The sequence below is a fragment of the Streptomyces sp. Ru71 genome (genome assembly GCF_002920535.1).
GTDB lineage: Bacteria > Actinomycetota > Actinomycetes > Streptomycetales > Streptomycetaceae > Streptomyces.
On the sequence record NZ_PQSS01000052.1, the window covers coordinates 33,415 to 54,621 of the forward strand.

Consider the following 21,207-nt stretch of genomic DNA (forward strand, 5'->3'; position numbering starts at 1 on the left):
GGCCGTTCACCTCACTTGTACATCGTCTGGTTCATGGTTCCGGGGGCGTACGCGTCCGGGTCGACCCACACGTTGATCAGCGAGGGCTTGCCGGACTCGCGGGCGCGGCGCAGCGCCGGGCCGATGTCGGCGGGGTCGCGGACCTCCTCGCCGTGACCACCGAGGATCTGCGCGAACTTGTCGTAGGGGACGTCGCCGAGGGTGTTGCCGACGCGCTCGCGCTGCTTGCCGTACTTGGCGGCCTGGCCGTAACGGATCTGGTTCATCGAGGAGTTGTTGCCGACGATCCCGACGAACGGCAGGTCGTAGCGCACGAGCGTCTCGAAGTCCCAGCCGGTCAGGGAGAAGGCGCCGTCGCCGAAGAGGGCGACCACCTCCTTGTCCGGGCGGGCCTGCTTGGCGGCCAGCACGAACGGGATGCCGACGCCGAGGGTGCCGAGCGGGCCGGGGTCCATCCAGTGGCCGGGCGACTTGGGCTGCACGACCTGGCCGGAGAACGTGACGATGTCGCCGCCGTCGCCGATGTAGATCGAGTCCTCGGTGAGGAAGTCGTTGATCTCGCTGACCAACCGGTAGGGGTGGATCGGCGAGGCGTCGGAGCGCAGCTGCGGCAGCCGCTTGTCCAGCGCGGTCTGCTCGGCGGCGCGCAGCTCGTCCAGCCACTCCTTGCGCCTGGCCGCACCGCCGTTGATCCGTCCCGAGGCCGCCTCGGTGACCGCCTTCAGCACCAGCCCGGCGTCGCCGACGATCCCGAGGTCGATGTCGCGGTTCTTGCCGACGGTGCGGTAGTCCAGGTCGATCTGCACGACCGTGGCCTCGGGGGAGAGGCGCTTGCCGTAGCCCATGCGGAAGTCGAAGGGGGTGCCGACGATCACGATGACGTCGGCGTGGGAGAAGGCGTACCGGCGGGAGAGCTGGAAGTGGTGCGGGTCGCCCGGCGGGAGGGTGCCGCGGCCGGCGCCGTTCATGTAGGCGGGGACGTTCAGGGTGCGGACCAGCCCGATGGCGGCCTCGGTGCCCCGGGTCGTCCACACCTGGCTGCCCAGCAGGACGGCCGGCTTCTCGGCGTGCACCAGCAGGTCGGCGAGCCTCTCGACCGCCTCGGGGTCGCCGGCCGAGCGGGTGGAGGCCCGGTAGGCGCCGGACCGGGGCACCCGCGCCGTGGAGGCCGGCACCTTGGCGTCGAGCACATCGCGTGGGATCTCCAGGAAGGAGGGGCCCGGTGCGCCGTGGAAGCACTCGCGGAACGCCATCGACACCATGTCCGCCGCGCGGGCGGTGTCCGGCACGGTCGCCGCGAACTTGGTGATCGGCGCCATCATGTCGACGTGCGGCAGGTCCTGCAGGGACCCCATCTTGTGCTGGGTGAGCGCCCCCTGACCGCCGATCAGCAGCATGGGTGACTCGGCCCGGAAGGCGTTGGCGACACCGGTGACCGCGTCCGTGGTGCCGGGGCCCGCGGTGACGACCGCACAGCCCGGCCTGCCGGTGATCCGGGCGTAGCCGTCGGCGGCGTGGGCGGCGACCTGCTCGTGGCGGACGTCGACGACTTCTATGCCCTCGTCGACGCAGCCGTCGTAGATGTCGATGATGTGGCCGCCGCACAGGGTGTAGATGCGGTCGACCCCCTCTGCCTTGAGCGCCTTGGCGACGAGGTGACCACCGGAGACCAGGTCCTGGTTGTCGTCGGGCATGGCGACGTCGTCCCTTCGATAGGGGGCTCGCTTCGTACATTGCATACAGTCGACGAATACTGTATGAAGCTTGTTATCCCGCATCCGGTGGGTGGTGTCCAGGGGGCGTGCGGCACTTTCACGACAGGAGCCGGAATGGACCTGTACGAACACCAGGCAAGGGAACTCCTCGCGGAACACGGCGTCTTGGTGCCGAGGGCGGAGGTCACGGACTCGGCGGCTCAGGCCCGCCGGATCGCCCGCGCGCTCGGCGGGCGCGTGGTGGTGAAGGCCCAGGTGAGGACGGGCGGGCGCGGCAAGGCGGGCGGAGTGAGCATCGCCGCCGACCCGCCCGCCGCCGAACGCACGGCACGCCGGATCCTCGGCATGGACATCAAGGGCCACAGGGTCGGGAAGGTGATGCTCGCCGAACCCGTCGACATCGACGCCGAGTTCTACGTCTCCTACGTCCTCGACCGCGCGGCGGGCCGCTTCCTCGCCATCGCCTCCGCCGAGGGCGGCATGGACATCGAGGAGGTCGCCGCGAGCCGCCCGGACGCGGTGGCCCGCATCCCCGTGGACCCGGCCGAGGGCGTCACCCCGGCGAAGGCCGCCGAGATCGCCGCGGCGGCGGGGCTGCCCCCGCAGACGGTGGACGTCCTCGTACGGCTGTGGCAGGTACTGGTCCGCGAGGACGCGCTGCTCGTCGAGGTGAACCCGCTCGTGCGCACCCGGCAGGGGCGGATCGTCGCACTCGACGGCAAGGTGACCCTGGACGACAACGCCCGCTTCCGGCAGGCGCGGTGGGGCTCCGACGACCCGGGTCACCACGACCCGCTGGAGGCGGCGGCCGCCGCCAAGGGCCTGAACTACGTCAGGCTCGACGGCGAGGTCGGCGTCATCGGCAACGGCGCCGGGCTGGTGATGTCGACCCTGGACGTGGTCGCCGGCTGCGGCGCCCGGCCCGCCAACTTCCTGGACATCGGCGGCGGGGCGTCGGCCGAGGTCATGGCCGCCGGGCTGGACGTGGTCCTGTCCGACCCGGCCGTGCGTGCCGTCCTCGTCAACGTCTTCGGCGGCATCACCGCCTGCGACGCGGTCGCCGACGGCATCCTGCGGGCCGTCGACCGCATCCGGCCGGCCAAACCGCTCGTGGTGCGCCTCGACGGCAACAACGCGGTCCGCGGCCGTGCCCTGCTGGACGAGCGTGCCCACCCCCTGGTCCAGCAGGTCCCCACCATGGACGGCGCCGCCCGCCGCGTCGCCGACCTCGCCACCGCCGGCTGAAGGAGCCCGACATGGCCATCCACCTCACCCAGGAGAGCAAGGTCCTCGTCCAGGGCATGACCGGCGGCGAGGGCATGAAGCACACCCGCCGGATGCTCGCGGCCGGCACGGACGTCGTCGGCGGCGTCAACCCGCGCAAGGCGGGCCGCACCGTCTCCTTCGACGACAGGTCCGTCCCCGTCTTCGGCTCCGTCGCCGAGGGCATCGCCGCAACCGGCGCCGACGTCACCGTCGTCTTCGTCCCGCCCGCCTTCGCCAAGGCCGCCGTCATCGAGGCCGCGGACGCCGGGATGGGCCTCGCCGTCGTCATCACCGAGGGCATCCCGGTCCACGACACGGTCGCCTTCACGGCGTACGCGAGGACCAGGGGCACCCGGATCATCGGCCCCAACTGCCCCGGTCTGATCACGCCCGGTCAGTCGAACGCGGGCATCATCCCCGCCGACATCACCAAGCCCGGCCGCATCGGCCTGGTCTCCAAGTCGGGCACGCTCACCTACCAGCTCATGTACGAGCTGCGCGACATCGGCTTCTCCACCTGCGTCGGCATCGGCGGCGACCCGGTCGTCGGCACCACGCACATCGACTGCCTCGCCGCCTTCCAGGAGGACCCCGGCACCGACCTGATCGTCCTCATCGGGGAGATCGGCGGCGACGCGGAGGAGCGGGCCGCCGCCTACATCCGCGACCACGTCACCAAGCCGGTCGTCGGCTACATCGCCGGCTTCACCGCGCCCGAGGGGAAGACCATGGGCCACGCCGGCGCGATCGTCTCCGGTTCGTCGGGTACGGCCGTGGCGAAGAAGGAGGCGCTTGAGGCGGCCGGGGTGCGGGTCGGTGACACCCCGACCCGCACGGCACGGCTGGTCCTGTCCCTGCTCGACGGAACCACGTGAGGGAGGTCCCCGTGGCCCTGACCCTGAAGACCGGCACCTCCTGGGCCGACGCCTGGCAGCGCAGCCTCGCCACCGCCCCGGAGGCCTTCCGCGACGACCGTGTGCTCAACCTCTGGGACGCGGGCTGGCGGGCCGACGGCCGCGTCCTGCCCGCCACCAGCCCGGTCGACGGCACGCCCGTCGCCGGCCCGCCCCGCCTCGACGGGGACACCGCCCGCCGTGCGGTGCGCGCCGCCCTCGACCAGCACCGCGCCTGGCGCCACGTGCCGCTCGCCGAGCGGCGCGCGCGCATCGCCGCCACCCTCGACGCCCTCGCCGCGCACCGCGAACTGCTCGCGCTGCTGCTGGTCTGGGAGATCGGCAAGCCCTGGCACGCTGCGCAGGCGGACGTCGACCGGGCGATCGACGGGGTGCGCTGGTACGTCGACGGCATCGAGCCGATGCTGGCCGGCCGGGCCCCGCTGGACGGCCCGGTGTCCAACATCGCCAGCTGGAACTACCCGATGAGCGTTCTCGTCCACGCGCTCCTGGTGCAGGCCCTGGCGGGCAACGCGGTCGTCGCCAAGACCCCGACCGACGGCGGAGTCGCCTGCCTCACCCTGGCCTGCGCGCTCGCCGCCCGCGAGGGCGTGCCCGTCACCCTCGTCAGCGGCAGCGGCGGCGAGCTGTCCGAGGCGCTGGTGCGGGCGCCGGAGATCGGCTGCGTCTCCTTCGTCGGCGGGCGCGACACCGGCGCCGCGGTGGCCACGGCCGTCGCCGACCTGGGCAAGCGGCACGTGCTGGAACAGGAGGGACTCAACACCTGGGGCATCTGGAAGTGCTCGGACTTCGACGCGCTCACCGCCGTGCTCCCCAAGCTCTTCGACTACGGCAAACAGCGCTGCACCGCCTACCCGCGCTTCGTCGTCCAGCGGGAGCTGTTCGACGCGTTCCTGGCGGCCTACCTGCCGGCCGTGCGCACCCTGCGGTTCGGCCACCCGCTGGCCGTCGAGCAGCCCGGCGGCCCCTTCCCACGGCTCGACTTCGGCCCGCTGATCAACGCGGCCAAGGCCAAGGAGCTGACCGACCAGGTGGCGCTCGCCGTGGACCGGGGCGCGGTGCCGCTGTACCGCGGCAGCCTTGCGGGCGCCCGCCTCCTGCCCGGCCAGGACACCTCGGCGTACGTGCCCCCGGTCACGCTCCTGGACCCGCCCCCGTCCTCGCCGCTCCATCACGCGGAACCCTTCGGCCCGGTCGACACGATCGTCCTGGTGGACACCGAGGCGGAGCTGCTGGCCGCGATGAACGCCTCCAACGGCGCGCTGGTGGCCACGCTGTCGACGGACGACCGGGCCACCTTCGACCGGCTGGCCCCGCAGATCCGCGCGTTCAAGGTCGGCCACGGGGTGCCCCGCTCCCGGGGCGACCGCGAGGAGCTGTTCGGCGGCTTCGGCGGGTCGTGGCGGGGCGCGTTCGTCGGAGGGGAACTGCTGATCCGGGCCGTGACATGGGGGCCGGCGGGGGAGCGGCTGCCGGGGAACTTCCCGGAGTACCACCTCATGCCGTGACGCGCGGTGACTCAAACGGCCTCGGCGATGATCTCGTCGGCGAGCCACCGCGCGACCCCCTGCGGGTAGGGCCGGGGGAGGCTGAGCACGATGTGGTTCATCCCGGCGGCGACCAGAGCGGCGACCGTGTCCCGGGTCGCCGCCGGGTCGTCGTAGGACACGAGCACCTGCACCGAGCGCTCGATCGTCCGGGGGTCGCGTCCGAGGTCCGCGCAGTGCGCGTCCAGGACGCCGGCCCGCTCGGCGACGAACGCCACACTGTGGTGCGGCGGCCCGGGGATGTTCCAGGCGTCCGCGTGCTCGGCCACCAGCCGCAGCAGCCGGGTGCCCCAGCCGCCGATCAGCAGCGGGGGCCCCGGCCGCTGCACGGGCTTGGGCTCGTTGCGCGTGCCCCTGAGCCGGTAGTGGCGGCCCTCGAAGTCGAACACGTCCCGGGTCCACATCCGCTTCAGGATCTCGGCGGTCTCCGCGAGCCGGGCGATGCCCTCGGCGGGCGGGACCAGGTCGAGCCCGTACGCCTCGTACTCCGCGATCGCCGGATTGGGCCCGGCCATCCCGCCCGCGCCGGGCGGCTGGTGGGTGCCCCCGACACCGAGCCCGAGGACGAGCCGGCCGCCGGAGATCACGTCGAGGGTGGAGGCCATCTTGCCGAGGAGCGCGGGCGGCCGTATCCGGTTGCTGGTCACCAGCAGCCCGAGCCGCAACCGCCGGGTCTGCGCGGCGAGCGCGGTCAGCAGCGTCCAGCCCTCGTGTATCTGGCCGTCGGCAGGACCCGCGACCGGCAGCAGATGGTCCCACAGCCACGCGTCCTCGATCTCCGGCACGGCGTCGGCCTCCAGCCAGACGCGGCGGATGTCCTCGTAGGAAACGTGCATAGGGGTGGTCTTGAGACCGAAACGCACAGCAGTCATGACGATCAGCGTAATAAATCATCAGTAACACTGACAGTCAGTTCCCCTAATATAGTCGGGGAATGGTCAGCGAACACCAGCCCGCGCCGCTTGAGTCCCGGCTCGGTTATCTCCTCAAGCACGCACAGGCCCGGTTCGCCCGCGTGTCCGCCGAGGCCCTCGCCCCCCACGGCGTGGACGGCCATGAGCTCGCCGTCCTGGTCGTCCTCGCCGGCGACGAGCCGCTGTCGCAGGTGGAGGCGGCGGCCCGGCTCGGCGTCGACCGCACGACGATGGTGTCGCTGATCGACGGACTGGAGGACCACGGCCTGGTACGCCGCCGGCGCAGCCCTCAGGACCGGCGCAAGAACATCGTCGAGCTGACCGAGGCCGGCCGGGACTGCCTGAGCCGTGCGGAAGAGGCCCGCCGCGCGGCCGAGCACAGCTTCCTGGCCCCTCTGGACGAGGGCACGGCGGCGACCCTGGTCCGAGCGCTGCGGACGCTGGTCACCGGCGAGGAGTGAGCACCCTGACGCGCTGGGTGACACCCCGCCGGTGCCCGCCCGCACCGCCCCCAGCGCACGGATACGCAGGTGAAACGCACTGCGAAACCTTGGTATGGTTGTCCTCGTCGCCGCGGGGAAGACCCCGCGAGCCGACAAACACCTGGTCCGGGTGGCGGAATGGCAGACGCGCTAGCTTGAGGTGCTAGTGCCCTTTATCGGGCGTGGGGGTTCAAGTCCCCCCTCGGACACCAGCGAGACCCCTGCGATGCAGGGGTCTTTCTTCTTGTCCGGCTACGCCGACAGCATCCGCTCCCCGTCCGTGTCGCCGTGGCGGTCGCGCCAGGCGTCGCGGTGGGCGCGGGCCGCCGACTCCGCGCGGTGGACGGCCGCCGCCGGGACCGGCAGGTGGCACAGAGCGTCCAGGGTGGCGAGCATGCGGCCCGCGAACCGGTGACCCAGGGGGGTCAGGCGGTCCGAGGCGAGCAGGACCAGCGTGGCCTCCCGGGCGGCCAGGCGCCAGCGCGCGAACTGCACGTGCGCCTCGAAGCGCCCTTGCGGGTCGGCCTCGCACTCACGGCGGCGGTTCCAGAAGCGGGCCACGCCCAGATGTGCGTACGCCCCGTGGAACAGTCCGAGCAGCGGACGCGGATCGGGACGCCAGGGGGCGTAGAAGCGCTCCGGGCCGCCCGGGTGGAACAGGTCGAAGAGGTGCAGCAGCGCCGCGAACTTGTTGTGCTGCATCTCGTGCGCCACGGTCACCGCGAACCCCGCCGCCGTGCGCGGCAGCGACAGCGCCAGACAGCCGAAGGTCTCCGCGCTGCTGCCGCTGACGATGCCGGGGCCCGGCCGGGTCAGCGGCACCAGCAGGCGCTCGCCGGCCGCCAGTTCCTCGTACACCTCCGGATGGTCGGCCCGCAGCAGCGCGCACGCCTCACGCGCCACGGCGGCCCACGCCCCGGCCTCCTGCGGGCCGATGCCGTCGGGGCGGTCGGCGGCGTGCGGGAAGGACGGCCGGTCGACGACGTCCAGCAGCAGCCGCGCGCCGCCCTCCAGCGTGGTCAGCAGGTGCGCGCCGTGCCAGCGGCCCCTGCTGCGGTACGGCGCCGGCGGCACCGGTACGCCGTCCTCGGCGCCGTCGGCCGTCCGTACGACGATGCGTGCCGCGCCGCCGGGGCCGGTGCGCACCTCGGCCCGGTCGCCGTCGCCCGCGCCCGGGAAGCGGGCCCGGCCCAGGGAGGGCAGCGCGACCCACGCCCCGTCCATGGGCAGCGCCGCACGCCCCGGCAGCCCCGCGCGCACGGCGGCCGCCGCGGCCAGCGCCGTGAACCGGCCCATCGGCGGCTCCTCGCCCGGGCGCGGGTGTGTCAGCCGGGCCAGCACCTCGAACAGGGCCGGCCCGGCGGTGGGGTGGGTCAGGACGGCCGCCGCCGCGTCGGGCGCGGTGCGCGCGGCCGATGTCAGCAGCTCCCAGGCCCGCGTGGCCTCCTGCGCGACACGTCCGCCGGTCCGGTTCGCCGCGTCGGTCACGGCCCAGGCGCAGGCCAGGCGCCGGCTGTGCTCGGCGCGGGCCAGCAGCCGCAGCGCCTCGGCCCCGCCGCCGCCCGCGGCGACCGCGTCGAACAGCGCCCCCGGCATCCGGTGCGGCGACGGCCTCATCCCACCTCCGCGATCATCGGAGCCCGGGTGCCGCAACCGTGACCGGTGCCGGGCGGTCCGCCCGCGGTCCGGGAGCCGTCGGCGCGAGCGGTGGGGCGTGCCGCGGTCCCCGCCGGGGTGGTGCGCGGCGGGGTGTTCGCGGCGGCCGTCGCGGGGGGTGCCGGTGCCGCTGGGGCGGCAGTGACGGTGAGTGCGGGCGCCGCCGTGGCCGCCGTGGCGGGGAGTGCGGGCGTCTCCGGGGCGGCCGTGGCGGGGAGTGTCGGCGTCTGCGGGACGGCCGTCGCGGGGAGCGCCGGCGTCTCCCGGGCTCCGGTGGCGGGGGGTGCGGGCGCCTCCGGGGCCGCCGTGGCGGGGAGTGTCGGCGTCTCCGGGGCGGCCGTCGCGGGGAGCGCCGGCGTCTCCCGGGCTCCGGTGGCGGGGGGTGCGGGCGCCTCCAGGGCCGCCGTGGAGGGGGGTGCCGGCGTCTCCGGGGAGGCGATCGGGGGGAGCGTCGGCGTCTCCCGGGCGGCCGGCGGTGCCGGGCGGCGCGTGGCCGTCGCCCGCGCCGTGCCGGTGTCGCGTCGGACGGTCCCGGCCAGGTCCGTGGCCAGTCGCCGCCGTACCCGGACGATCAGTTCCGCCAGCTCCGCGCAGTACACGCTCGGGTTGGCGAAGCCCGTCGGGCGGCGGTAGCGGGTGGCGTAGTGGCCGCCGCCGCACACGGGGTGCAGCGGGCAGGCGCGGCACCGGCCGCACAGGCCGTCCGCTCCCCACTGGCGCGCTGCGATCCCCGGGTGACCGAGCAGCGTGTCGAAGGAGTGCCGCCACACGTCCAGACCGGTGCGCGCGGCACCGTCGTACGCCGTGCGCAGCGCGTCGTCCTGCGCGAGCGAGCCGTCCGTCTCCACGACCGCGTAGCGCACCGGGGACAGACCCAGCGACTCGGTGCGCACCGGGGTGCCGAGCAGCAGCGCCATCAGGTCGTCCAGCAGGCGCACGCCGGTCTCCTTCACCGGGGCGCCGTACCAGCGTTCGAAGACGGCCCACAGCCAGTCGGCGTACGGGGTGCGCCGTCCCGTGGGGTCCAGGCCGGGCGGCGGGGTGTGCCAGGTGCCGAGCGGCAGCAGGAAGTCGACGGACGGCGGGGCGTACGCCAGCAGCTCCTCGTACGTGCGGACCGGGTCGTTCGCCAGGTCGATCGTGCACAGCAGCCCGGCGAACAGGGGCCGGTACGGCTCGCTCGCGAGCAGCCGCAGCGCCGCGCTCACCCGGGCGTGGCTGCCACGGCCGTCCGCGCCGCGCCGGTGCCGGTCGTGGGCGGCACGCCCGCCGTCGGTGCTCACCCCGACCCGCAGCCCCAACTCGCCGCACAAGTCGAGGCGTTGGCGGGTCAGGCGCACCCCGTTGGTCTGTACGGACAGGCGCAGCCGCACCCCGTCACCGACGGCCGCCCGCAGCGTCTCCACCGTGCGGGTCAGCGCGCGCTCGCCGAGCAGCAGCGGTTCGCCGCCGTGCAGCACCACGCCCGCCTCGCTCAGCCCGTGCGCGCTCAGATGCTCGGCGATGCGCCGCGCGGTGCGCTCCACCGTCGCCGGTGCCATGGCGCGCGGCTGACGGCGCCAACCGGTGTCCTGCGCCCGGTACATGTAGCAGTAGTCGCAGGCCAGGTCGCAGCGGCTGTGCACCTTGAGGACGAAGGAGTCCAGCGGGTACGGCCGCCAGCCGGCCGCCCGGCGCGCGGCCACGTCGGCGGCGGTGGGCCACGGCGGCTCGGCGCGGCGCAGTGGCGGTCGACTCATCCGCTTCCCCCCGACGGCCTCGCCACGGGCCCCGCTCCCAGGACCGGCGGCACACCCGTCCGGCCCGTATGCCGACCAGTTTCCGGGGTCGTCCGTGCACCGTCAACATCGCTAATGAGACAACGCAGGTGAGAGACGGGGCAGTTGGCCATGGTGAAAGTCACGCCGATGCCGCCGGACGCTGCCGCCGCCGGGTGCCCCGGGTTTACGCTGAAACGATGGACGCCGGCGCGGCCCGCGGCCGCACGGTGCTCCACGAGTCCACCAGACCCCAGGGAGTGACCCCGTGGAAGCAGCCGAGGGCACCGCCCCCGCCGAGGTGCGCGCTGCGGACGCCGACGCCGTCGCGGGCGACGTCGAGTCCGTCGTACTGGACCTCGCCGCGCTCTCCCCCGAGGACGTCGCCGCCCTGCCCGGATCCGTGCTGGGCGCGCTGCTGCGCCGGGTCCACGACAGCTGTGCCGAGGGCGACCCGTTCGTCACCGGACACAAAGAGAGCCAGTGAACGCCGGGACACGGACCGGCGGCCGTGACGCCACCGGCCACGCCCTGTACTGTCACCCCCCGAGCGTCCGTTTTGTCCTTCGGTGGGGCGTCTCCGGGCCCTTCCGGCACCGCCCCCGCCCCGCCCGCACACCGCAGTTCCCTTCGCACCGTCCCGTCGTGCCGCGCCGAGCGGAGAGGTCATGCCCGACGTCAACTCCCCTGACCGCACAGGTCCGTTCGCCGTCTTCGTCGCCGCGTCCGAGAACCTCGGCCTGAGCACGACCCTGCGCAACGTCGCGGACATCCTCGCCGAGGCCGGCCGCAGCGTCCTGCTCGTCGACGGCCGTACCGGCGCCCCGGGCTCGACGGACCTGCCCGAGCCCGTGCCCGGCCAGGTCAACACGGTGTCCCAGCCCACCGGCCGGCCCCTCGCCGACGACCCCGTCGCCGCCGCCTACGACCACGTCCTCATCGAGGCACCCGTCCCGGACACACCCGACGCGGACGAACCCGCCCGCACCGCGGCACCCGCCGACGCGCTCGTCGTCTGCTTCGCGATGACCGCGTGGTCCATCGACGGCGCCGCCGCCCTCGCCGAGGACCTCACCGGGCGTGCCCAGCAGCCCGTGCGGCTGCTCACCCTCGGCCTCAAGAGCGACGTACGCGTCCACGACCGGCTGCGCGACGCCCGCGAACGGGTCCGCCGCAGGTTCGGGCCGCTCGCCGCGGCGCTCGGCGAAACGGACATCCCCTTCCTGGAGATCCCCTACAACCCGCTGTACCAGGACATGCGCAGCCTCGCCGTGCAGTCCGAGGACGTGGGCACGGTCATCGGGCTGCGCCCCTACTACGAGCGGCTCGCCGACTGGCTGCGCGCCCGCCGCGCCCCCCGGCTCGGCGAGGTCACCGTCGTCCACTCCGGCCGGCACGCCCCGTGGGCCGCGTGGGTGCGCGACCGGCTCGCCGCCAAGGCCGTACGCGTGCGGCTGCGCCGGGCCGACACCTACACCGGCGAACGTCCCGACCGCGGCGCCGCCCTGCTCTTCCTGGCGCCCGACGGCACCGACGAGACCCTGCTGGCGCAGATCGGCGCGCTGTCCCACACCGATGTGCGCATCGTCCTGGTCGACGAGCCGTTCCCGTACGCGGAGGCCGCCCACCACGAACGGATCGACCTGCGCGAGGCCGGGGAGGAGGAGGCGCTGCGGCTGCTGTACACCGGCCTCGGGCTCGACCCCCGGTCACCCGGCGAACTGCCGGGCGCGGCGCGCTTCCCGCGACTGCCCGAGACCAGCAACATCGGCCCCCGCAACAGCGGTTTCATCGACCGCGACGAGCTGCTCGCCACCGTGGAGGACCGGCTGCGCGGCGCCGGGCAGGACGGCGCGTGCCTGGTGCTGCACGGGCCCAGCGGCTGGGGCAAGAGCGAGGCCGCGCACGAGCTGTGCCATCGCTACGGCGCCGGCTACGACGTGGTGTGGTGGGTGCGGGCCTGGGAACGGCAGCGCGTCGAACGCGGCCTGCGCCGGCTCGCCGGCCGCCTCGGCACCCCGCAGGACCGCCTGGGGTCCGCCGACACCGCCGACGACACGGTGCCGCGCCTGCTGGGTCGGCTGTCCCGGCCCGAGGAGCCGATCAGCTGGCTCCTGGTCTACGACGGCGTCTGGGACCTGTCCGACCTCGACGGCCTCCTGCCGTCCCCGCACCAGCGCGGCCACGTCCTGATCACCAGCCGGATGGCCCCGGCTGCGGCCGAACAGGCGGGCGCGCGGGGGGACGCCGGGACCAGCGACGGAGTACCGGCCGACAGTGGGGCACCGGTCGATGGGGGAGTGACAGAGGCCGACCGGGACACGCTTGGCGCGGTGGGAGTGCCGGGCGGCGTGGACGGGCGTGGCGCGGGGGCGGAAGTGCCTGGCGCTGATGCGCTGTCCGGCGAGGGCGGGCTGCCCGCTGGGGGCGCGCTGCCCGGTGCGGATGGGCTTTCCCACGGGGGCGCTGTGTCCGGCGGGTACGTGCTGCCCGGTGGGGATGCGCTGTCCGGTGGGCGGGGGCTCCCTGATGGGGGCGCCGTGTCCGGCGTGGACGGAGTCCCAGGAGGAGAAGCGCTCCTCGGCGGGGACGGGGCTCCCGGTGGGGAAGCGCCGCCCAACAGGGGCGCCGTGTCCGGCGGGGGCGCGTCGCCCGACGGAGGCGCAGTGCCCGGCCCCGGCAGGGGCGGGTCCCCCAACGGGGACGCGGCGCCCGACGACGGGGCGCCCAACAGGGACGCGGCGTCCGACAGCGACGCGGCGCCCCCCAGCGACGCCCCGCCCGGCGCGCAGACCGGCGCTCGCTCGACGTCCCGTCAGGGCGCCGGCGTCCATGACGACGCGCCGGCACTCCAGGGCCCGGCGGCCCGCTCCGACGCCGTACGCCGGCCGGCCCTCACGCCGTACCCCATGCCCGCCATGACCGCCGACGAGAGCCGGGCCGTGCTCGCCGAGCGGGTGCCGGAGATCAGCGAGCAGCAGGCCGCGCAGGTCGGCAGCGTGCTCGACTTCGTGCCGCACGCCCTGCACCTGGCCGCCCACTGCCTGGCCGAGCGCGCCGCCGGGCACGGCCGGCACGACCACCTGACCCGCGACGCCGCCGTGCGCGACGCGGTGCGCGACCTGCTCGCCGAGTACCGGGCCGGGAAGTCGGAGCTGCTGCGGCGCGGCGAGGCCGCCACCCCGGTCGCCGTGATGGTGCGGGTCGCCCGGCGCGTCGCGCAGACCACCCCCGGTGCCGCCGCCTGGCGCTCGGAGTCACCGCACCGCGACGCGCTCGGCTGGCTGCTGGACGCCGCCTCCCTGCTCACCGGCCGCGGCATGGGCCTGGAACTGCTGCGCTCGCGCCGCATCCTGTCCGAACTCGCCCGCGACGTCGACACCGAGCGCACCGTCGGACCCCGCCACCCCGACGAGGTCCAGCTGCCCGACGAGCACATGGTCAGCGTCGCCCTGTGGGCGCTGGCCCAGGTCGGCCTGCTCGACGTCGACTTCGACCGCACCGCCCAGCCGCTCGCCCAGCACCACGGCCTGCGCGACCTGATCCGCGCCGGCATGAGCGACACCGAGCGGCAGCACATCGAGTCCGTGCTGCGCGGGGTCCTCGCCGAGTACGTCCCGCAGGAGAGCCAGGGCCTGCCCGCCGACTGGGCGCGCGAGGTGTACTCGCTGCGGCTGTGGGAGGACACCCGCCCCCGGGTGCGCCGCTCCCTGCTGCGCCACCTCAACGCGCTCAGCCAGCGCGCCGAGGCCGCCGACCTCGAACGCCTCCTCGACATCGCCGACCAGGCCCGCGCCGCCTGGCACTCCGACGGCGACGAGCAGTCCCCCGAGTACCTGCGGCTGCTCAACTTCACCGCCCGCGCCCACCGGCTGCGCGGCGACTACGACACCTCCCGCCGACTCGCCCAGGACGCCCTGCACGGCCACCGCAGGCTGCTGGGCATCACCCACCCGCGCACCCTGCTGTCCGCCGACTCCTACGCCGCCACCCTGCGCGCCCTGGGCCGGTTCGAGGACGCCCTGCTCGAACTGCGGCCCGCCCTGGACGGGTTGACGCTGCTGCTCGGCTGGAAGCACCCCGCGACCGTGCAGGTCGAGCACAACCTCGCCCTCACCGAGGCGCTCACCGGCCGCGCCGCCGCCGCCCTGACCCGGCTCCAGGAACGCTTCCGCTACCGGCAGGCCGTCGGCGGCAAGGACGACCCGGTCGCCTGGGACTCCGCCGACCTGCTCGCCTATCTGCTGCGGGCCACCGGCCGCGACGGCGAGGCCCGCGACCTGCTGCGCCAGCGGCTGCGCCGGCTCGGCGACGCCTGGGACCGCGACCGGCTGTGGACCGAGGTCGGCCTCGCCGTCAGCGAGCGCCGCCTCGCCGACGGCTTCCCCGCCGTCAAGGACCCCCGCTACGGCTACGAACGCGCCCACGAACGCGACCGGCGCGCGCTCACCGAGTACCTCGCCCGGTTCGGCGCCGCCCGCTTCGACACCCTGCGCTGCCAGTTCAGCTACGCCGCCGACCTCGGCGCGCTCGGCAAGTCCGAGGAGGCCGAGGCGCAGGCCCGACAGTGCGCCGGCGCCTTCGCCCGCACCTTCGGCGCCGGGCACCCCTACACCGGCCTGTGCCATGTGCGCCACGGCGTCCATCTGCGGGCGATCGGCGAGCTGCGGCCCGCCGAGGAGGTGGGCCGCGCCGGGCTGAACCTGCTCACCCACAAGCTGGGCGGCGCCCACCCCTGGGTCGCCGCCGCCGAGAACTCCCTGGCCGCCACCCTCGCCGCGGCCGGCCGCACCGACGAGGCCGTCGAACTGGCCGGCTCCGCCCTGACCCGGCTCGGCGACCTCGGTGTCGCGGACCGGCCCGACGGACGCCGGGTCGCCCTCCACCTGGACCACCTCACCGGCACCGGCACCGCCCGGCCGGCGCCGCCCTCCGGCTACGACATCGACCTGGAGCTGCCCGGCCTGTGACCCCACCCGGCCGGGGCACCGGCGCCGTACCGCAGCACCGCCAGCCAAGCCCCACCCCACCGAAAGGCGCGTACCCGTGGCAGCTCCCGCACCCCAGCGCACCAGCACGCTGCACCAGCCGCACTGGACCGCGACGCGGCACGGCGTGATCACCGAGATGTGCGAGCAGACCGTCGCGGCCACACCCGCGATACGCAGCCTGAGCCACTTCAGCAACGGCATCCTCGACTTCGCCGTGCTGCGCGCCCCGCTGGCCCCGCTCAGCAGCCTGGTCATCGAGCCCGGCGACGAGGAGACGGGCGAGTCGCTGCCCGGCAGCCGGCTGCTGCTGTGCACCCAGGACCTCGGCCTGGTGCTGCGCCCGCTGGGCACCGGGGAGCTGATGCGCACGGTGGCCGAGGGCCCGCGCGGCGGTCTGTGGGGCGGCCGGGCCCGGCCCGGTGAGTACCTCGCCGCGGTGACCGACGCCGGCGACGGCATGCCGGACGCCGACGCCGCCATGAACCGGCTGGTGACCCGCATCCGTACCGAGGTCCACTCCCTGCCCGACGAGCTCCTCGGCGGCGACCCGGTGGCCAAACCGCACCTCACCTCGATCCCCGCCCCCGAGGGGCCCCGGATCGACTTCGGCACGGCCGCGGCGGCCGACACCGGCTACGAGGAACGCCTGCGCCACCTGTGGCGCAGCCACATCAACCCGACGGACCTGCACTACGCCGGCTACTACCGCAACTGGACGCTGGTGTGCGTCGGCGACGTCTTCGACGCCCCGGAACTCGGGCCGCGCTTCATCGACGTCAGCGTGCGCACCCGGCGCACCGCCTACCGCGACCTGTCCCGCGGTCTGCGCGGCCATGTCGTGCGGCTGACCGACGCGCTCGGCCTGGTCGCCCCCTCCGCTCCCGGCCGGGCCCCGCTCGACCGGCTCGTCCTGGACGTGCAGGAGGGCGCCGTCTACGTCCACTGGATGTCGCCGCAGTCCTTCCTGCTCGGGGTCACCCTCGACCAGCGCCAGGTCGGCAACGCCGAACAGCGGCTGCGGGGGCTGGCCCGCGCCCTGGAACGCCAGGCGGGCCCCGAGCGGTTCACGACGCCGCGCTGAGCGTCCCCCACACCTCCTCCGCCAGCGACTCCACGGTGCGGGCCGGGGTGAGACGGTGGCGCTGGTCGGCACCACCCAGCAGATGGACCGGCAGCACCTCGACGGCGGACTCGTACTCCCGGCAGATACGGCGCAGTTCGCCCAGCTCGTCCTCGGACGGCGCGGCACCGGGCGCGGTGGCCGCGGCCCAGGCGGCGACCGCGCCACGGAACCGCTCCGTCAGCTCCCGCACCAGCGTGGCGCAGCCCAGCACGCTCAGATCGGCCGGCGTCGCCGCCGCACGCCCCGCCGCCCGCCCGGCGACCCGCCCGGTCACCGCCTCCAGCATCGCCAGCGCGTCCCGGAACCGGCGCCGCACCGGACCCGGCAACCGCGCGGTGTCCGGCTCCGGTTCACCACGGGGCAACGAGGCCGGCTGCGCCACCACGGGCCGGGTGTCCAGGGCCAGCGCGGTCAGCGTGCGGTGCATCTCGTCCAGCCGGGCGGTCTGCTGCTCCAGGTCCCGGCGCATCCGCTCGCCCAGCTCCACCAGGTCGCCCTCGCGCCGCTCCTCCACCAGGCGCCGCTCCAGCTGCAGCAGCGCCTCGTGCGCGCTCAGGCCGAAACCGCCCTGCCGGTACACCAGCGGCCGGGAGCCGATCGCCCGCCCGAGCCGGTCCTGCATCGCGTGCGACACCAGGCCGTTGACCACCAGCAGTGCCTCAAGCCGGCCCGGCCGCACCGCGCTGCGCAGCCCGAGCACCAGCGCGGCGACCCGCTCGGCGTCGTCGGCGAGCAGCACCGAACGGCCGTAGATCACCGCGATGTAGGCGTCCGGGGCGGGCGAGAGCCAGTACACGACATCCTCCCGGCCGCCCGGCGAGCGGGCCAGCCGGGCCGGCACCGGGTCGCGCGAGGCGATCCGCCACTGCCCGAGGTCCAGCGCCTCGTGGATGTCGGCGAGCACCTGCCGGTACGCCACCCGCTCGTGCAGCTGCCGTACGGCCGCGAGCACCGCCGAGCCCGGCACCCGCTCGACGGCGCCCTCCTCGTTCTCGGCGAGCTGCCAGGCCTGCCGGCACGTCTTGAGGACCTCCCGGGGCACGCCCTCGGTCAGCTCCGGCAGCAGCCGCAGCGCCTCCTCGTCGAACGGCCCGGTGCCGCTCGTCCCGGCGGCGGCCAGATAGCGGGAGACCAGCTCCCGGGTGTCGCGGCGGCCCAGCCCGTTCGCCCACAGCTGCACCACCCGCTCGTGCACACTGGCGCGCAGCGCCTGCAGCCCCTCCGGGGAGGTGCAGAACACCAGCAGACCGCCGTGACTGGTGCAGATGTTGACGAGGCGTTCGAATGCGTCGAAGAAGGTGCGCCGGGTCTCCTCCGGCCACTCCAGCACCTTCTCCAGCGAGTCCAGCAGCAGCACGTACGGGTTGCCGACCCGGCCGTGCAGGAAGCCCTGGACGGCGAGCGCGTCGAAGACCCGGTCGATGCCGGCCGCGGTGTCCGTCCGCCCGGGGTGCGGGCCGATCGCCTCGGTGATGCCCCGCTCGCGCAGCGGTTCGGCGGGTTCCTCGCCGCTCAGCCAGTTCCACACCATGCGCCGGAACGGCGGCTGCAGCAGCAGCGCGAGCGCGGTCGCGAACCGGCGGTGCTCGGTCACCTCGCCCAGGGTGCCGCGCAGGTCGGCGTGGATCACCTCGGGGTCGTAGCGCAGCGCCGACACCACCTTGTCGGGGTCCAGCGTGCGGTCGCGCAGCCCGGCCGCGATCTCCTGCAGGGTGTCGCGGCGCGGGTCGTCCTCCTCGCCGCCGACCCACTCGGCGGTGACGTAGGCGTAGTAGTCGCGCACGAGTTCCTCGAAGGCCTGCCGGCCCTGCGGGGTGTCGGCGGGGCCGCGCAGCCGGTCGCGGTAGAGCCGCCCCATGTCCTGCGCCGGCTCGTCCACGATCCACATCGCGGCCTCCCCGTGCCGCTCGCGCACCGTCTGGTAGACGCGGCGCAGCGCATGGCTCTTGCCCAGTCCGAACCCGCCCACCAGGGCGATGACCCGCCCGCGCCGGCCGCCCGCGGCGGGTGGCGCGAAGTAGTCGGCGACCAGGGCCTGCAGGTCGGTGACGAGCGGGGTGTCGAGGTGGGCGTTGCCGGAGTCGGCCGCCACCGCCGCCGACTCCCCGAGGTCGGTCGTCGGGCCGAGGCGCACGACCGGGCTCAGCGGGAAGGGGTTCTCGTGCCAGATGTCTCCACGCTCTGGGACCATGATGGCACTCCTCGGGTTCTGACGGTCGTGTCGGCGGGCGAGCGGCGGCGGGTGCGGGGACGGGGGCCGGCGGTTCCGGGGCGCCGGGGGGGCGCTCCAGGGCCGGTCGACGGCCGGACGGCCGGTCAGCGGCCCGGCGGCAGCGCGGGCGGCCGGTCCGGGGGCGGCGCCGGCCACTGCCCCGTCGGGGGCGCGGAGGGCTGACCCGTGGGTGGCGCGGAGGGCTGACCCGTCGGTGGCGCCGAGGACTGATCCGGCAGTGGCACGGACGGCCCCGTCGGCGGCCCGGAAGGCTGACCCGGCAGTGAGACGGACGGCCCCGCCGGGGGTGCGGAGGGCTGACCCGTGGTCGCGGCCGGCGAGCCCGTGGGCGGCGGTGCGGACCGCCGGCCCGGCGGCCGGGGGGACTGCCGGGCCGTCGTACGCAGCAGGTCGTCCCGGCTCAGGGTGGGCGCGCTCACGTCGGCCGCGGTGACCCGCACGCGTCCACCCTCTCGTCTCTGCCGCTCGGCGGCCTCGAAGCACGCCTTGCGCAGCTGCCGCACGTCCAGCCGCATCCACGCGTCGCCGCCCGGGAGCGGCGGGGTGTCCACGTCGGGGTGTCCGCCGCGGACGGCATCGGTGAACTTCACGGGGTCCTCCGCTTTCAGGCAGCTGAGCGAGAGATGGGTGACCTCCGGGTAGGAGAGCAGGTCCCCGACCACCTCACGCGCGGTGTCCGGATCCTGATGACTGATCTCGACGAACAGTACGATCCGGCTCTGAGCGTGTCTCAGGCACGTTCTGAGGAACTTGCCCCGCACCTCGCCGCCGGCGTCCCGCCAGTCGATGTGGGGCACGATCGCGAACAGCAGACGGTTCTCCTGGGCGAGCAGCGCACTGATCGCGCTGAACGCCTTGTGCACATCGGCGCCGTCGATCACCGGGTCGAGGGGCATCCCGGGGAAGTGCTCGCGCAGAGCCTCCACGATCTTGTCCCTTATCGCCGCGTTGATGCCCGGCGTCTCGGCGAAGTCGCCGCGCTCGTCCCAGCTGACGTCGTTGCCGTAGTTGACGTATCCGCCGGTCATCGCCACGACCGGACGCGGCGGCCGGCGCCCCTGGGCGTAGGCGGGGGAGCGGCGGGCTTCCGCGTCGAGGCGTTCGAGGTACTCGTGGGCGACGTGGATGCACCGGTGGATCAGCGTGGTCTTGCCCATGCCGACCGGGCCGGTCACCACGACCAGATGACCGCGGTCCACATGCGGCATGATCATCTCGGGCAGCCGGGCCAGACAGCGCCTGAACTCCTCCACCTGCTCCCGGGCATGGTCGACGTCGACCCACTGCCCGTCGTGCTCCTCCTCCGCCCAGGGCACCAGCGGATGGTCGTCCCTCGGCACGGCCCGCATCCCGGGCACATGGCTCCTGCTGCCCGGCACGTACACCCCGAACGGGTTCGTGTGGATCTCACCGCCGTTCATCGGCCCGCCCCCGGTGCGCCGCGCCGCGCGAGCCGGGCCCGCACGGTCCGCCAACCCCAGTACACCGTCCTGCCGTTGAGTCCGGATATCAGCCGCAGCTTGTCCTCCACGGTGCCTCGCTGCTCCTCCGCCCAGACGCCGCGGGACTCGGTGTCCAGCAGGTAGCCGTCCCGTTGCCCGGGCAGCGGCCGGGCCAGGGGCAACGCGTCGGCGGCCGCCCGCGCCGCGTCCCGGCGCGCTCGCGGACCCGGCACCCGGCCGAGCGTGCCGACCAGCGCCGTACGCGCCGCGCGTACCGCGCTGTGATCGGCCCGCGGGTCGATCTCGTACCCGGCGAGGTAGTCCTGCACCGCCGTCCGGTAGGCGCTCTCCTCGGTCTCCAACTGCTGTCCGAGCTGGCGCCGTTCGGCCGAGATCCGCTCGGACGACTGGCCGGCCAGGGTGAGCAGCGCACCGGCGGCCAGCAGCGGCAGCTGCTTGAGGAAGTCCGTGAACCAGCCGCCCCCGCCACCGCCCTGCGCGGCCGTCCCCGGTGACTCGGAGGCCGCCGCCATCAGCGCGGAACACGCCCGCCCGAAGTCCTCCGTCCGCCGCTCGGCCCACTGCTGAAGGGACATCGCCCCGCCGGGCCCCTGCGCCGGGCGCACGGCGTCCGGGGCGGCCGTACTGCCCGGGGCGAGCAGCCGCAGACGTAACGCCGCGGAGACCAGGCCCGCCCTGTGCGGGCCGTCCAGGCAGTACACCAGCTGCACGTCCCGCTCCGAGGAGGCGCCCGGCGCCGCCCACGCCGGGCCGGCACCCGCGGCGAGCAGCACCAGAGCCGCCCCGCAGGCCGCCGTGAGCGGCGGACGGAGCCGGGGCCGGCGGCGCGGGGGAGCCCCGGCCCGCACCGCGGGCCGGACGCCGGGCGGACGGCCCCCGCGCGCTGCCCTCGGCCGACCGTGTCCCGTCCCCTGCCTCATACGCCTCTCCCCGTCCGGCCACCGCCGTGGCCGGTACTCGCCGTGCCTTCCGTCCCCTGCGACCACGCCCGTATCGGGTGCCGCCCGACCCCGCCGTGGGCACAGTCCATTGCCGCAAGTCCCGTACCCGTTGTCCGGCCCTGTCCTCCCCTCCGCACCCGCGCCATCCACACCCCTGGCCGCGCCTACGCGGCCGTCCGCTCGTCCGCCGGCTGCGCCTCCGCGA

14 protein-coding genes and 1 tRNA gene are annotated in these 21,207 nt (G+C 75.0%); 8 read left to right on the plus strand and 7 right to left on the minus strand.

The window, feature by feature from the left end; translation table 11 throughout:
- Nucleotides 1-11: 11 nt before the first annotated feature.
- Nucleotides 12-1,694, minus strand: coding sequence for a thiamine pyrophosphate-binding protein (locus C3489_RS26050; protein ID WP_103784507.1), 1,683 nt, complete (start codon nucleotides 1,692-1,694; stop codon nucleotides 12-14).
- A gap of 135 nt (nucleotides 1,695-1,829) precedes the next feature.
- Here C3489_RS26050 and sucC point away from each other — a divergent pair, with 135 nt between their 5' ends.
- Genes sucC through C3489_RS26065 form a run of 3 tightly spaced genes read left to right on the plus strand, consistent with a single transcriptional unit; the run spans nucleotide 1,830 to nucleotide 5,403 of the window.
- Complete coding sequence (gene sucC, locus C3489_RS26055; RefSeq protein ID WP_103784508.1) at nucleotides 1,830-2,960, plus strand: ADP-forming succinate--CoA ligase subunit beta; 1,131 nt, start codon at nucleotides 1,830-1,832, stop codon at nucleotides 2,958-2,960.
- 11 nt (nucleotides 2,961-2,971) lie between these two features.
- Nucleotides 2,972-3,856, plus strand: coding sequence for a succinate--CoA ligase subunit alpha (gene sucD / locus C3489_RS26060; RefSeq protein WP_103784509.1), 885 nt, complete (start codon nucleotides 2,972-2,974; stop codon nucleotides 3,854-3,856).
- A gap of 11 nt (nucleotides 3,857-3,867) precedes the next feature.
- On the plus strand, nucleotides 3,868-5,403 hold the full coding sequence (locus C3489_RS26065; RefSeq protein WP_181139848.1) for an aldehyde dehydrogenase family protein: 1,536 nt from the start codon (nucleotides 3,868-3,870) through the stop codon (nucleotides 5,401-5,403).
- Nucleotides 5,404-5,414: 11 nt separating this feature from the next.
- On the opposite strand, the gene C3489_RS26070 is transcribed toward C3489_RS26065, so the two are convergent.
- Nucleotides 5,415-6,314 carry an LLM class flavin-dependent oxidoreductase gene (locus C3489_RS26070; RefSeq protein WP_219821979.1) on the minus strand — a complete coding sequence of 300 codons (900 nt, stop codon included), beginning with the start codon at nucleotides 6,312-6,314 and terminating at the stop codon, nucleotides 5,415-5,417.
- A 62-nt stretch (nucleotides 6,315-6,376) separates the two neighbouring features.
- Here C3489_RS26070 and C3489_RS26075 point away from each other — a divergent pair, with 62 nt between their 5' ends.
- Nucleotides 6,377-6,817, plus strand: a complete 441-nt coding sequence (locus C3489_RS26075; protein WP_103784512.1) for a MarR family winged helix-turn-helix transcriptional regulator — start codon at nucleotides 6,377-6,379, stop codon at nucleotides 6,815-6,817.
- Nucleotides 6,818-6,962: 145 nt separating this feature from the next.
- Nucleotides 6,963-7,050, plus strand: a tRNA-Leu gene (locus C3489_RS26080).
- Between the two features lie 40 nt (nucleotides 7,051-7,090).
- Here C3489_RS26080 and C3489_RS26085 read toward each other — a convergent pair.
- Both C3489_RS26085 and C3489_RS26090 read right to left on the minus strand, forming a co-directional pair.
- Entirely contained in the window at nucleotides 7,091-8,455 is a 1,365-nt protein-coding gene (locus C3489_RS26085; protein WP_103784513.1) for an HEXXH motif-containing putative peptide modification protein, read from the minus strand.
- Complete coding sequence (locus C3489_RS26090; RefSeq protein WP_103784514.1) at nucleotides 8,452-10,233, minus strand: FxsB family cyclophane-forming radical SAM/SPASM peptide maturase; 1,782 nt, start codon at nucleotides 10,231-10,233, stop codon at nucleotides 8,452-8,454. Before C3489_RS26090 ends, C3489_RS26085 begins: the two co-directional genes overlap by 4 nt.
- A 286-nt stretch (nucleotides 10,234-10,519) precedes the next feature.
- Here C3489_RS26090 and fxsA point away from each other — a divergent pair, with 286 nt between their 5' ends.
- The 3 genes from fxsA to C3489_RS26110 all read left to right on the plus strand — a co-directional run bounded on the left by fxsA (nucleotide 10,520) and on the right by C3489_RS26110 (nucleotide 16,323).
- Nucleotides 10,520-10,738: an FxSxx-COOH cyclophane-containing RiPP peptide gene (gene fxsA, locus C3489_RS26095; protein WP_103784515.1), complete on the plus strand. Its 219-nt coding sequence runs from the start codon at nucleotides 10,520-10,522 to the stop codon at nucleotides 10,736-10,738.
- 181 nt (nucleotides 10,739-10,919) lie between these two features.
- Complete coding sequence (gene fxsT, locus C3489_RS39535) at nucleotides 10,920-15,221, plus strand: FxSxx-COOH system tetratricopeptide repeat protein (RefSeq protein ID WP_258054949.1); 4,302 nt, start codon at nucleotides 10,920-10,922, stop codon at nucleotides 15,219-15,221.
- A 76-nt stretch (nucleotides 15,222-15,297) separates the two neighbouring features.
- Nucleotides 15,298-16,323 carry a hypothetical protein gene (locus tag C3489_RS26110; RefSeq protein WP_103784516.1) on the plus strand — a complete coding sequence of 342 codons (1,026 nt, stop codon included), beginning with the start codon at nucleotides 15,298-15,300 and terminating at the stop codon, nucleotides 16,321-16,323.
- Here C3489_RS26110 and C3489_RS26115 read toward each other — a convergent pair.
- From C3489_RS26115 to C3489_RS26125, 3 genes are all read right to left on the minus strand, one after another.
- Nucleotides 16,307-18,556, minus strand: coding sequence for a hypothetical protein (locus tag C3489_RS26115; protein ID WP_103784521.1), 2,250 nt, complete (start codon nucleotides 18,554-18,556; stop codon nucleotides 16,307-16,309). The two genes, C3489_RS26110 and C3489_RS26115, sit on opposite strands and share 17 nt — an antisense overlap.
- Nucleotides 18,557-18,681: 125 nt before the next feature.
- On the minus strand, nucleotides 18,682-20,019 hold the full coding sequence (locus C3489_RS26120) for a hypothetical protein (RefSeq protein ID WP_146075349.1): 1,338 nt from the start codon (nucleotides 20,017-20,019) through the stop codon (nucleotides 18,682-18,684).
- Complete coding sequence (locus C3489_RS26125) at nucleotides 20,016-20,834, minus strand: hypothetical protein (RefSeq protein WP_103784518.1); 819 nt, start codon at nucleotides 20,832-20,834, stop codon at nucleotides 20,016-20,018. The genes C3489_RS26120 and C3489_RS26125 overlap by 4 nt, the downstream gene beginning before the upstream one ends.
- Nucleotides 20,835-21,207 lie beyond the last annotated feature (373 nt).

Coding starts and splice junctions, on each gene's coding strand:
- C3489_RS26050 (WP_103784507.1), bottom strand. CDS start 1,694: ATGCCCGACGACAACCAGGACCTGGTCTCCGGTGGTCACCTCGTCGCC.
- sucC (WP_103784508.1), top strand. CDS start 1,830: ATGGACCTGTACGAACACCAGGCAAGGGAACTCCTCGCGGAACACGGC.
- sucD (WP_103784509.1), top strand. CDS start 2,972: ATGGCCATCCACCTCACCCAGGAGAGCAAGGTCCTCGTCCAGGGCATG.
- C3489_RS26070 (WP_219821979.1), bottom strand. CDS start 6,314: ATGACTGCTGTGCGTTTCGGTCTCAAGACCACCCCTATGCACGTTTCC.
- C3489_RS26075 (WP_103784512.1), top strand. CDS start 6,377: ATGGTCAGCGAACACCAGCCCGCGCCGCTTGAGTCCCGGCTCGGTTAT.
- C3489_RS26085 (WP_103784513.1), bottom strand. CDS start 8,455: ATGAGGCCGTCGCCGCACCGGATGCCGGGGGCGCTGTTCGACGCGGTC.
- C3489_RS26090 (WP_103784514.1), bottom strand. CDS start 10,233: ATGAGTCGACCGCCACTGCGCCGCGCCGAGCCGCCGTGGCCCACCGCC.
- fxsT (WP_258054949.1), top strand. CDS start 10,920: ATGCCCGACGTCAACTCCCCTGACCGCACAGGTCCGTTCGCCGTCTTC.
- C3489_RS26115 (WP_103784521.1), bottom strand. CDS start 18,556: ATGGTCCCAGAGCGTGGAGACATCTGGCACGAGAACCCCTTCCCGCTG.
- C3489_RS26120 (WP_146075349.1), bottom strand. CDS start 20,019: ATGAACGGCGGTGAGATCCACACGAACCCGTTCGGGGTGTACGTGCCG.